We start from the raw sequence: 11,627 nt of genomic DNA, 5'->3' as shown, positions 1-11,627 counted from the left end.
TCCGTGAAGGTTCGACGACACCGTGTCGCCGAGCTAACCAGCCCAGGTACATGGCGCCCAATGACTTCTAAAAATAATCCGGCCACTACGGTTTCCGATCTGACACTGAGCCCCGCAGCGAACAGCCCCTCATCGTCGAAGCCATTGATCCCGTCGCGTCCGCTGGCCAGTCAGCAATACCTGTATTTCACCGAAACCAACACCGACCGCATCCTCGATAACCTCGATGGCCTGCGCGACATGGTGTTCCCGCGCCCACCGCACCTGGAAGGCGACAACGAACAGCACAACGACCAGGAATTCCCCTCGGTGTGCCTGATCGGCCTGGGACGTTGCGGATCGAACATTGCGCTGGACGTCGCGGAGCTGGTGTACAACGCCCGCAAGTTTTACCTCAACGAATTCAACAACGAAGACCGTCTGTCGCCGGACAAGCGCTACGCCGAAAAGGGTTACAGCCCGGCGCAGTGGATCCGCAACAACCTGCGCCTGGGGCCAAACAAAGCCACCAAACCGGTGTTCCTGGTCGAGCCGCTGGTGATGCTCGGTGACCTGGACAAAGACATCGCCGGTCGCATTCGTTTCTCGCGCAAGGGCGAAAAAAGCGGCTTCCTGCGCGACTACAGCAAAATGAAGATCATGGACTTGTCGGAAGTCCACGCCGGTGGCGCCGGTAACGCGCCGATCCTAGGCCAGTACCTGGCCAAGATCATCCTGAACAAGGACACCCAGCGTTTCTCCAGCCCTGACTGGAAAATGATTCACTCGTACCTGATCGACAGCTGCGGCATCAAGGCCAACCAGTCGCGCCTGTATTTCTCGATCTTCAGTGCCGGCGGCGGTACCGGTTCGGGCATGGCCTCGGAGTTCGGCCTGGCCCAGCAGCACTCGTACATGAACAAGACGTTCGACACCAAGCCGATGGATGAACACGACGGCAAAAGCGGTCACTCCTTCGTCTTCGAGCCGATCTTCACCAGCGGCATTTGCGTACTGCCGAACATTTCCGATCACCGCAGTGAAATGTCCGAGGCGCTGCACATCAACGCCGGTCGCCTGCTGTGCAAATACCTGTCGGAAGAGTGGGACTTCTCCTACAACTTCGCCAACGAAGACAGCAGCGAAGCCAGTGTCATGGGTCGTATCCGCCCATGGAACGCCATGATGCTGATCTCCAACGACATCATGCGTTATGCCGAAGAAAGCGATGACGGCAACATTCAGAACATCGACGTCAACGCGATGGAAAAGCACGCCAACCAATACATCTCGCAGCAGATCTTCAACATTCTGACGGCGCAGGCGGTCACGACTGACTACGACCAGAACTATTTCCGTCGTGCCGGCATCGACATCGGCGAAACCATTCGCCTCGACGCCAACGACCTGTTCATGAGCCTGGCCGGCCCGGTGGCGATTGCCTACGCCGAGTCCGTGGTGCCGGAAACCCCGCCGCCGAGCAGCGACAAGTTCAAGGTGTTCGAGAAAGAGCCGCAGCGCCTGAACATCGACGACTTGTTCTTCCGCTCCATCGACCTGCCGCACTTCAACAAAGTGACCCAGGCGATCGAAGGCATCAGCCTGTTGCCGATCGAGTCCAAGCGCTACCGCGCCTCGCTGGAGCAGTACAAGAATTCCGGTTACGACGCGGCCGCGTTGCACGACCTGCACTTCTTCAAGAACTGCTCGTCGGTGGTGTCGATTGTTTCGCTGCCCAAAGACTACAAGCTGTCCTACATGGACCTGAACCGGTTGAAGACCCACCTCAACAGCCTGTTCCCGAACACCACGCTCAAGCGTTATGCGCTGGTGATCGGCGCGTCGGCCAACTTGTCGTTGACCACCCTGATCGCCAAGAGCCCGTGCCTGTCGGACGACTTCCTGACGCTGATCGTGGCGTTCATCAAGCGCTGCTTCGCGAAGAACCCGTATCGCTTCGACGACACGCTGGATAACTCGATCCTGGACTTCATCATCAATGAAGACTTCGACGAAGACCTGATCGACGACTTGCTCAATGAGTTCGAGAACCCGGCGAAGATCCTCGACACCAACTGGTACGCGATCAAGCCGATGTACGAGAAGAAGTACCGCGAGCTGATCAACGACAAGGACAAGTTTGTCTCGATCAACGACATTCGTTTGTCGCGTGATTGCGTGAAGAAGGCGATCAAGTACCTGCGTGAGATCTACCGTCACCGGATTGGCAAGACCAAGGTTATTTCGTTGAATAACCATACTGGCAAGACGTTTACCGTCTGACCTGACACCGCGTCGCGGCGGATCGCTGGCAAGCCAGCTCCCACAGATTTTGTGTCGATCACAAATGCTGTATTCGACACGGACACTGTGGGAGCTGGCTTGCCAGCGATGACGGCTTCACATTCAACACAAATTCCAACATCCAGAAACAATTAAGCAGCCAATCGGCTGCTCAATAAACTGTTCCCGTTACGTTTACGTCACCCTCGCCAAGACCCTTCTGTGGCCTTTCTCTACGGCAACGTGCCATCACGCTACTCACCTACACACTTTTGGTCGCCGAACAGACGCACCAAGAAGGTGCAGATAGTCAGCTCGTCGCCCTTTCCTGGATCAGAATCCACGGTGAAACCACCACTGCCCACAACTCGGGGTCACGTTCAAAAAGATCCAGCGCCCGTGTTTCAGACAGCTTGGCGACCGTGTCGGCGGCCAGCCAGGCAGCCACTTTCTCGCCTTCATCCGTTGCCACGGCTTCGGCGGCGGCGATCAAATCCAGGCCGGGGTCGACCCACAATAGGGCACCCTTGGCGAAGAAGGGCTCCAACTCCTTCCACGTAATAGATGCGGTTTCACCAAGCAGCTTGGCATAGAGGGTGCTAGGTTCTTGATTCATGGGCGCTGTCCGGAAATGAAATCGACGCGAATGATAACGTCGGTGGTCTGGCAGAAAAACCCGGATGCAATTGAGTCACCGAAAGAAAAGAGCAGGAAAGCCAGGGAATGCAGCTGTATCAAGCAATTAGCCAGCTAACATCCCGCCGCTATTTTGTCTTTTTCTTTCAATAAAGCGACACCCTCTGGTTTTGCCCCCTGGCGCCAGCTTCCCAGGCTAACAATTGGCGCTCTACACTGTACCGGTACAGTTGCCGGGGGCATTTTCCGGAGGATATCGAAGATATCTGACCCGGTTCTGTTGCTACGGCGCCAGGACTATAAAAACTACAACAGTAAGAGTGGAGCACTATGACTAAGGCTACTAAGCAGATTTCCAAACTGTTTGCCGCTATGGTTCTGGCCGGGGTTGCCAGCCATTCGTTCGCAGCTGACACCATCAAGATCGGCATCGCCGGCCCTAAAACCGGTCCTGTAGCCCAATACGGCGACATGCAGTTCAGTGGCGCCAAAATGGCCATCGAACAGATCAACGCCAAAGGCGGCGTAGACGGCAAGCAACTGGTCGCCGTTGAATACGATGACGCCTGTGATCCAAAACAAGCGGTAGCGGTCGCGAACAAAGTCGTCAACGACGGCGTCAAGTTCGTGGTCGGTCACCTGTGCTCCAGCTCCACTCAACCGGCTTCGGACATTTACGAAGACGAAGGCGTGATCATGATCACCCCGGCTGCCACCAGCCCGGACATCACCGCCCGTGGTTACAAAATGGTGTTCCGCACCATCGGTCTGGACAGCGCCCAGGGCCCTGCCGCCGGTAACTACATCGCCGACTTCGTAAAACCGAAAATCGTTGCTGTTCTGCACGACAAACAGCAATACGGTGAAGGCATCGCCACCGCCGTTAAAACCACACTGGAAGGCAAAGGCGTCAAGGTTGCCGTGTTCGAAGGCATCAACGCCGGCGACAAAGACTTCTCTTCGATGATCGCCAAGCTCAAGCAAGCCAACGTTGACTTCGTCTACTACGGCGGCTACCACCCGGAGCTGGGTCTGATCCTGCGTCAAGCCCAGGAAAAAGGCCTGAAAGCCAAGTTCATGGGTCCGGAAGGCGTGGGTAACGACTCCATTTCGCAGATCGCCAAAGACGCTTCCGAAGGTCTGCTGGTAACCCTGCCGAAATCCTTCGACCAGGATCCGGCCAACATCGCCCTGGCTGACGCGTTCAAAGCGAAGAAAGAAGATCCGAGCGGTCCGTTCGTGTTCCCGGCCTACTCGGCTGTGACCGTGATTGCCGACGGCATCAAGGCTGCCAAGTCCGAAGACACTGCCAAAGTGGCTGCTGCCATCCACGCAGGCACCTTCAAGACGCCTACCGGCGACTTGGCCTTCGACGACAAGGGCGACCTGAAAGACTTCAAATTTGTGGTTTACGAGTGGCACTTCGGCAAACCAAAAACTGAAGCCAAGCCTCAGTAAGGCCTTGCCTGACTGACTGCCAATAAAGCCCACGGCGTGCCGTGGGCTTTGTTTTACGAACGTATTGGGCCGCGCTGGCGTGATCCGCCAGTCTCCCCACCTGAAAATCTCAAAACCGTCATCAGCGGTTCGCTGGCAAACCTCGCGTTCGAAGTGGATGCAGATCCACGGGGCTCGAGCGGGAAAATGACTCCACCAGTGAAATGCGTATCAGGTTTTTAGGAGCGCTGTAATGCCTGACATCTATCACTTCTTCCAACAGCTGGTTAATGGTCTGACCATTGGCAGTACGTATGCCCTGATCGCCATCGGCTATACGATGGTTTACGGCATCATTGGAATGATCAACTTCGCCCACGGCGAGGTGTACATGATCGGCTCCTACGTGGCGTTCATCGCCATCGCCGGGCTGACCATGATGGGACTCGACAGTGTTCCGCTGTTGATGACCGCCGCTTTCCTCGCGACCATCGTCGTGACCAGTGCCTACGGTTACAGCATCGAACGGATCGCCTACCGCCCCCTGCGCGGCAGCAACCGTCTGATCCCGCTGATTTCCGCCATCGGCATGTCGATCTTCCTGCAGAACACGGTTCTGCTGGCGCAAGACTCCAAGGACAAATCCATCCCCAACCTGATTCCAGGCAACATTGCCTTCGGGCCAGGTGGCGCACATGAAGTGCTGATTTCCTACATGCAAATCGTGGTGTTCGTGGTGACGTTGCTCGCCATGCTCGGCCTGACGCTGTTCATCTCCCGCTCTCGCCTGGGTCGCGCCTGCCGCGCCTGCGCCGAAGACATCAAGATGGCCAACCTGCTGGGTATCAACACCAACAACATCATCGCCCTGACCTTCGTCATCGGTGCCGCCCTGGCGGCCATCGCGGCCGTGCTGTTGAGCATGCAATACGGCGTGATCAACCCGAACGCCGGTTTCCTCGTCGGCCTCAAGGCCTTCACCGCCGCAGTACTGGGCGGTATCGGCAGCATCCCCGGCGCCATGCTCGGCGGGCTGGTGCTCGGTGTCGCGGAAGCCTTCGGTGCCGATATCTTCGGCGACCAGTACAAGGACGTTGTGGCGTTCGGCCTGCTGGTTCTGGTGTTGTTGTTCCGGCCAACCGGCCTGCTGGGCCGTCCGGAGGTTGAGAAAGTATGACTAGGAATCTTAAACAGGCGTTGTTCAGCGCCTTGCTGGTGTGGGCGGTTGCCTACCCGGTACTGGGTCTGAAGCTGACCATCGTCGGCATCAACCTCGAAGTCCATGGCACCAGCAATGCAACGCTGATCACCATCGCTGTATGCTCGGTGCTGATGTTCCTGCGTGTGCTGTTCGATCAGCAGATCAGCTCGGCCTGGCGCTCGTCGCCAAACATGCCGCTGATCCCGGCCAAGGCCAGTAACTTCCTGACCCTGCCGAGCACCCAGCGCTGGTTCATCATCGCGTTGATCGCCGGTGCCCTGGTCTGGCCGTTCTTCGGCTCTCGCGGCGCGGTGGACATTGCCACCCTGGTGCTGATCTACGTGATGCTGGGCCTGGGCCTGAACATCGTGGTCGGCCTCGCCGGTCTGCTCGACCTGGGTTACGTCGGTTTCTATGCCGTCGGTGCCTACAGTTATGCGCTGCTGTCGCACTACTACGGCCTGAGCTTCTGGATCTGCCTGCCGATCGCCGGCCTGATGGCGGCCACGTTCGGCTTCCTGCTCGGCTTCCCGGTACTGCGTCTGCGCGGTGACTACCTGGCGATCGTGACCCTGGGCTTCGGTGAAATCATCCGTCTGTTCCTGCGTAACCTGACCGATCTCACCGGCGGCCCGAACGGCATCAGCAACATCGAGAAGCCGACGTTCTTCGGCCTGACCTTCGAACGCAAAGCGGCCGAAGGCATGCAGACGTTCCACGAGTACTTCGGCATCGCTTACAACTCGATCAACAAGGTGATTTTCCTGTACCTGGTTGCGCTGTTGCTGGCCCTCGGCGCGTTGTTCGTCATCAACCGTTTGCTGCGCATGCCGATCGGCCGTGCCTGGGAAGCGTTGCGTGAAGACGAAATCGCCTGCCGTGCGCTGGGGCTCAACCCTACGGTCATCAAGTTGTCGGCCTTCACCCTGGGCGCCAGCTTCGCCGGTTTTGCCGGCAGCTTTTTCGCTGCCCGTCAGGGCCTGGTGACACCGGAGTCGTTCACCTTCATCGAGTCGGCGATCATTCTCGCCATCGTCGTATTGGGTGGCATGGGCTCGCAGTTGGGCGTGATCCTCGCTGCCGTGGTGATGATCCTGCTGCCGGAAATGATGCGTGAATTCAGTGAGTACCGCATGTTGATGTTCGGCGCCTTGATGGTGCTGATGATGATCTGGCGTCCTCAAGGCCTGCTGCCCATGCAACGTCCTCACATGGAGCTGCGCAAATGAGCCGCGAGATCCTTAAAGTCGAAAATCTGAGCATGCGCTTCGGCGGCTTGCTGGCGGTCAACGGCGTAGCCCTGACCGTGAAAGAAAAACAGGTAGTTGCGTTGATCGGCCCTAACGGCGCCGGCAAGACCACGGTGTTCAACTGCCTGACCGGTTTCTACAAGCCGAGCGGCGGCAGCATCCTGCTGGACGGCGAGCCGATCGAAGGCCTGCCCGGCCACAAGATCGCCCTCAAAGGCGTGGTGCGGACCTTCCAGAACGTGCGGTTGTTCAAGGACATGACCGCGGTCGAGAACCTCTTGATTGCGCAGCACCGTCACCTGAACACCAACTTCCTGTCCGGCCTGTTCAAGACCCCGTCGTTCCGCAAAAGCGAACGCGAGGCCATGGAATTCGCCGAGTTCTGGCTGGACAAGGTCAACCTCACGCAGTTCGCCAACCGTCCGGCCGGCACCCTGGCCTACGGTCAGCAACGTCGCCTGGAAATCGCCCGCTGCATGATGACCCGCCCGCGGATCCTCATGCTCGACGAACCGGCCGCCGGCCTGAACCCGAAGGAAACCGAGGACCTGAAGGCGCTGATCAGCATGCTGCGTGAAGAGCACAACGTCACCGTGCTGCTGATCGAACACGACATGAAACTGGTCATGAGCATTTCCGACCACATCGTCGTAATCAACCAGGGCACGCCTCTGGCCGACGGTACGCCGGAACAGATCCGCGACAATCCTGAAGTGATCAAAGCCTACCTGGGGGAAGCGTAAATGCTGCAATTCGAAAACGTTTCCACCTTCTACGGCAAGATCCAGGCGCTGCACAGCGTCAACGTCGAAGTCCGCCAAGGCGAGATCGTGACCCTGATCGGCGCCAACGGTGCCGGCAAGTCGACCCTGCTGATGACCCTCTGCGGTTCGCCGCAAGCCCATAGCGGCAGCATCCGCTACATGGGTGAAGAGCTCGTCGGCCAGGACTCGTCGCAGATCATGCGTAAAAGCATTGCGGTGGTGCCGGAAGGTCGTCGGGTGTTTGCCCGTCTGACTGTGGAAGAGAACCTGTCCATGGGCGGATTCTTTACCAACAAGGGCGATTATCAGGAGCAGATGGACAAGGTTCTCGGACTTTTCCCACGCCTGAAAGAACGCTTTGCCCAACGCGGCGGCACCATGTCCGGCGGCGAACAGCAAATGCTCGCCATCGGCCGTGCGCTGATGAGCAAACCCAAACTGCTGCTGCTCGACGAGCCATCGTTGGGCCTGGCACCGATCATCATCCAGCAGATCTTCGACATCATCGAACAGCTGCGCAAGGATGGCGTGACCGTGTTCCTGGTAGAGCAGAACGCCAACCAGGCGCTGAAAATTGCCGACCGTGCGTACGTTCTGGAGAACGGCCGGGTGGTGATGACAGGCACTGGTGAAGCACTGCTGACTGATCCGAAAGTGCGCGAGGCGTATCTGGGTGGTTGAGTCTTTGCGGTAAACAAAAAACGGCCTTCGGGCCGTTTTTTTATTGCGAATAATCTGCCGATACGTGGGGTATCGGCATCCGAAAAGTCTCAGTACGGATTACAGTGCTGCGCTACAGCCGTGGCTTGGTCTACGTAAGGGCGCGCCGGCTCAAGATTCCACTCGTCCTTGTTCCTGACTGGCTTGCCGTCAACGGTTGCAGCCAGATGACAAACCATTTGCCGGCGCAGTGATCCGCCATTGACGCTGTACTGCCGCCATTGCTCATCGTCTTTATGCTTGTTGTACAGCTCGGCAAACATTCTGTCGGTCTGATCATCCTTGATAGCGCGGCCGCAAGCGGTAGGCACCACAGAGAGCGACCAGATGTTCGGCCCGAGTTTCGGATCGGGACGTTGTACCCAAGTGCTTGATTCGATGTACTTGTCACAGAATTGTTGCGTCGGCGGCGACGAGGTTTTGACGCACGAGAAACTCGCCTTGCTGACCGGGGTCCTGGGGAAATCAATCTTGACGATGTTGCGATCCTTGCCAGTCCTGGCTTTATAGTCACGCTGATTGGCCAAGGCATCGTCCAAACCACGTTGATCGCTGTAAAAAAACGCCAGGATCGGTAGCTCGTCGTCTTTAGGGTTGCCCAGACGTAACTCTGTCTGGGTTTGAAACTCACGACTATTGATGACTTTCCGCGCCCCCATGAAGTTGCGAAAGGCGTCTACCCGATCTTTGCTGCTCATGGGATTGCGCATATTGAAGCCGCACTGCAACTGGTCCTGCTTTCTGTCGTTGTTGAATCGGGTGAAATGAGCGACCCAGGCATTCGCGTCACGGATAGGTGGCGCCATGGCCTGGCATACGGCCTCGGCCTGGGCGGTGTTTTTGTTGTTTCCACAGCCTCGGTCATCTCGAAAGTCGGTCCAGGCGTCGTTAGGGAACGCACAGTAGACATGCACCGGCGTCTCGGGATCGCGTATCAGATCTCTCGGAGTGATGATGTAGCCATTCTGAGTGCTCATCCCAGGATCTTCATAGCTGATGCTATCGACACGCATATAGGAGACGGCAAAAGTACCCAGCTCTTTGGCTTTCGGGCTTGGATTCCATACATCCCATTTCTGCCCCTTTGCCGGGTCGGCCCGGTGAGTACCCCTGATCATCAATCCCGAACAGTCCGACGCTGGATCCTCCCGGCAACTATCGACTGTTTTGTTGTACAACGTTTCAACCTTTTTCAGTGTCTCTTCGCATGACTCGGCTTGGGCCCATGTCGTTTGCAAGAGCAACGCAAACATGACAATTGGAGCGATCCTGTTCAGACGTTTTTTCATGGCTTGCATCTCCTTGATTAGCCAAAACACACTTTCAACGCGGGACCGGGTTGCAACCTGCGGCCCGAGTCTCGCTGTCCGACAACGCAGGCCTGAAAGGCTCGAGATTCCAGGGCGTCTTGTTGCGGTAATTGGCCAGGACGCAGCTCAATTGCTGGCGCATGCTGCCAACTGATTTTTCATTGTCACGCCAGTTGCTATCCGCGCCCTTGAGGGCGAGCAGTTGGTCGTACAGAGCCCCTACCTGCTCGTTGGGCAAGGCTCGACCCGCCGCCGTGGGCACTACGCTCAAGGTCCATTCATCCTTGCTGGTGCCGGGGTCGTAACGCTTGGTCCAATCAGCAGAGGTGATGTATTGCGGCGCCGGAACCGGCAGTGGATTGCAACCTGCCCTGGCCGCTTCCTGGGGACTGACATTGGGGCGAAAAGGCTCCAGGTTCCATTCGGTCTTGGCCGGATAGTTCTGGATCAGACAGCTCAGTTGCTGGCGCATGCTGCCCGATGACTTCTCGTTGTCGCGCCACTGGCTATCAGCCCCACGCAGCTCGGACAGTTCCTTGTACAAGGCGTCCTGGTCGCTGGCCTGAATCGCCTTGCCCGGGGCGCTGGGTGTGACCTTGAGGGACCATTCGTTTTTCTTGCTGCCCGGGTCGTAACGCTCGACCCAGGTCGCGGAAGCGATGTACTTGGGCGCGGGTACGACCGGCGCGGGCTCTGCCCCGCCGGCAACCGTCAGGTCTATCGCCTGGTCGGCGGCGACATAGCTGAAACGCTGCTCCGCCGGCTTGGTGAAATCCAGCCGCAGGATCGGCACGCTGTAGCCCTGGGCCTGGAGTTTCTTCTGGAAGTTGCGCGCGCTGGTCAGGCCATCCTCCGGTTTCGGTGGTGCCTGGTCACCGCGGGTGGCGAAGTTCTGCGTACTGTTGACGTTGTAGATGAAGGCATCGATGTATTTCATGTTTTCGCTGCCGTCGTTGGTTGCCGAGGCATTCTTCAACATGAACTCGTTGACCTGGCCACTGAAGGCGAAGGGGTCCTTGTTGGTGGTGTTCGGCCGGGACTCGTGAACCTGGATCATGGCGTTCCAGTCGCCGGGTTTTTCCGCGTTCCAGGAGCACTGGCTTTGTTGGATCGGTCCCTTGAACAGTCCGGTGTATTTCTGGGTCCATTGCTCGGCGGTGTTCACCCCGGCTTCCGCGCAGGTGCCGTAGGCGACGGTGGAGTTGCGGTTGTTCATCACGCCTTGGGCCGCTCGCGGAGGTTCGCGACTGTCGAAAAAGCCGCAGCCATACCACTTGCGCTCCGGTCCGGTACCGCCATCGAAGGCGTAGATGCAGGCGAAGCCCTGCTCCTTGACCGGCAGGTTCAACGCCGCAGCATCTGTTGGATTTCGCAGGACTAAACCAGCCGGATGAATGAGGATTTGGGTGCTCAGATCCTTGCGGATCCATGACCAGGAAGTCGCGCCGATCTTGATTGCGTAGGGGCTGTAGTCCCAGGGGTTGAAGGGCCCGTCGTTGACCATGCGCAAGGTCACGCCGCTGCAGTAGTAGTGACCGCGCGCGGCACCGGTATCGGGTTCCTGGCAAGCGTCCTTGAGGGTGTTGTAGTTGTGGTTGATGCGCTTGAGCGTGTCCAGGGGATGGAGCAGCGGCTGGGCGGCAACTGTACAGAACACCAGAGGCAGAGTGCAGGCCAAGGCAAAAGACCGACGCACGGCTGCGTACATTGCCGACCTCAAGGTCTGCCTTTCGGTGGCAAGAGAGCAGCGCTCGCCAACTGCAAGCTTCAACTTCCACGGTAATTGCAAACCCGAGTCTGCTTGTTCGTCCGTCATGAAGCACCGTCCTTGGCGAAGAGACCCATGAGATTGGGCCGTTCAGGTACCTATGGAACACCCTCGCCAGGCGGTTGGCTACTGTCAGAAGTTACAGGTAAGCGCTGTATTGCGACGAACGGTCGCTGGTTATTTGAGCCCGTTTATTGATCACGCACCCCACACAAAGCATGGGAATGATCAGTGCAGTAAAAAAGTTTGAGCGCGGCTGTAACGCATCGCGATGACCTT

9 protein-coding genes are annotated in these 11,627 nt (G+C 57.8%); 6 read left to right on the top strand and 3 right to left on the bottom strand.

Translation table 11 applies throughout. The annotated features are described in order from the left end of the window. Positions 1 to 60: 60 nt before the first annotated feature. Entirely contained in the window at positions 61 to 2,262 is a 2,202-nt protein-coding gene (locus ACYZT6_RS04625) for a hypothetical protein (protein WP_461980010.1), read from the top strand. Positions 2,263 to 2,572: 310 nt separating this feature from the next. Here ACYZT6_RS04625 and ACYZT6_RS04620 read toward each other — a convergent pair whose 3' ends face one another. Continuing rightward, positions 2,573 to 2,878, bottom strand: a complete 306-nt coding sequence (locus ACYZT6_RS04620; RefSeq protein WP_462025913.1) for a DUF2288 domain-containing protein — start codon at positions 2,876 to 2,878, stop codon at positions 2,573 to 2,575. Between the two features lie 350 nt (positions 2,879 to 3,228). On the opposite strand from ACYZT6_RS04620, the gene ACYZT6_RS04615 reads away from it, so the two are divergent. The 5 genes from ACYZT6_RS04615 to ACYZT6_RS04595 all read left to right on the top strand — a co-directional run bounded on the left by ACYZT6_RS04615 (position 3,229) and on the right by ACYZT6_RS04595 (position 8,231). Then, a complete protein-coding gene (locus ACYZT6_RS04615; RefSeq protein ID WP_462025912.1) occupies positions 3,229 to 4,356 on the top strand; it encodes a branched-chain amino acid ABC transporter substrate-binding protein in 1,128 nt (375 codons plus the stop codon). Between the two features lie 232 nt (positions 4,357 to 4,588). Beyond that, positions 4,589 to 5,512, top strand: a complete 924-nt coding sequence (gene livH, locus ACYZT6_RS04610) for a high-affinity branched-chain amino acid ABC transporter permease LivH (RefSeq protein ID WP_219096865.1) — start codon at positions 4,589 to 4,591, stop codon at positions 5,510 to 5,512. After that, on the top strand, positions 5,509 to 6,765 hold the full coding sequence (locus tag ACYZT6_RS04605) for a high-affinity branched-chain amino acid ABC transporter permease LivM (RefSeq protein ID WP_462025911.1): 1,257 nt from the start codon (positions 5,509 to 5,511) through the stop codon (positions 6,763 to 6,765). The genes livH and ACYZT6_RS04605 overlap by 4 nt, the downstream gene beginning before the upstream one ends. Beyond that, on the top strand, positions 6,762 to 7,529 hold the full coding sequence (gene livG, locus ACYZT6_RS04600) for a high-affinity branched-chain amino acid ABC transporter ATP-binding protein LivG (protein WP_461957529.1): 768 nt from the start codon (positions 6,762 to 6,764) through the stop codon (positions 7,527 to 7,529). Before ACYZT6_RS04605 ends, livG begins: the two co-directional genes overlap by 4 nt. Then, positions 7,530 to 8,231, top strand: coding sequence for an ABC transporter ATP-binding protein (locus ACYZT6_RS04595; RefSeq protein ID WP_083374874.1), 702 nt, complete (start codon positions 7,530 to 7,532; stop codon positions 8,229 to 8,231). 89 nt (positions 8,232 to 8,320) lie between these two features. Here the strand turns inward: ACYZT6_RS04595 and ACYZT6_RS04590 are convergent, their stop codons facing one another. Further along, positions 8,321 to 9,559, bottom strand: coding sequence for a DUF2599 domain-containing protein (locus ACYZT6_RS04590; RefSeq protein WP_462025910.1), 1,239 nt, complete (start codon positions 9,557 to 9,559; stop codon positions 8,321 to 8,323). 34 nt (positions 9,560 to 9,593) lie between these two features. Then, on the bottom strand, positions 9,594 to 11,396 hold the full coding sequence (locus ACYZT6_RS04585) for a DUF2599 domain-containing protein (RefSeq protein ID WP_462025909.1): 1,803 nt from the start codon (positions 11,394 to 11,396) through the stop codon (positions 9,594 to 9,596). Positions 11,397 to 11,627 lie beyond the last annotated feature (231 nt).

This window comes from Pseudomonas sp. RT6P73, assembly GCF_054897715.1.
Note: the sequence above shows the minus strand (reverse complement) of the source record. Positions and strands in the feature narration are given on the sequence as shown.

Excerpts from the sequence above, each read along its gene's own strand:
- livG (WP_461957529.1), top strand. The coding sequence starts at position 6,762 with ATGAGCCGCGAGATCCTTAAAGTCGAAAATCTGAGCATGCGCTTCGGC.
- ACYZT6_RS04605 (WP_462025911.1), top strand. The coding sequence starts at position 5,509 with ATGACTAGGAATCTTAAACAGGCGTTGTTCAGCGCCTTGCTGGTGTGG.
- ACYZT6_RS04615 (WP_462025912.1), top strand. The coding sequence starts at position 3,229 with ATGACTAAGGCTACTAAGCAGATTTCCAAACTGTTTGCCGCTATGGTT.
- ACYZT6_RS04585 (WP_462025909.1), bottom strand. The coding sequence starts at position 11,396 with ATGACGGACGAACAAGCAGACTCGGGTTTGCAATTACCGTGGAAGTTG.
- livH (WP_219096865.1), top strand. The coding sequence starts at position 4,589 with ATGCCTGACATCTATCACTTCTTCCAACAGCTGGTTAATGGTCTGACC.
- ACYZT6_RS04590 (WP_462025910.1), bottom strand. The coding sequence starts at position 9,559 with ATGAAAAAACGTCTGAACAGGATCGCTCCAATTGTCATGTTTGCGTTG.
- ACYZT6_RS04625 (WP_461980010.1), top strand. The coding sequence starts at position 61 with ATGACTTCTAAAAATAATCCGGCCACTACGGTTTCCGATCTGACACTG.
- ACYZT6_RS04620 (WP_462025913.1), bottom strand. The coding sequence starts at position 2,878 with ATGAATCAAGAACCTAGCACCCTCTATGCCAAGCTGCTTGGTGAAACC.
- ACYZT6_RS04595 (WP_083374874.1), top strand. The coding sequence starts at position 7,530 with ATGCTGCAATTCGAAAACGTTTCCACCTTCTACGGCAAGATCCAGGCG.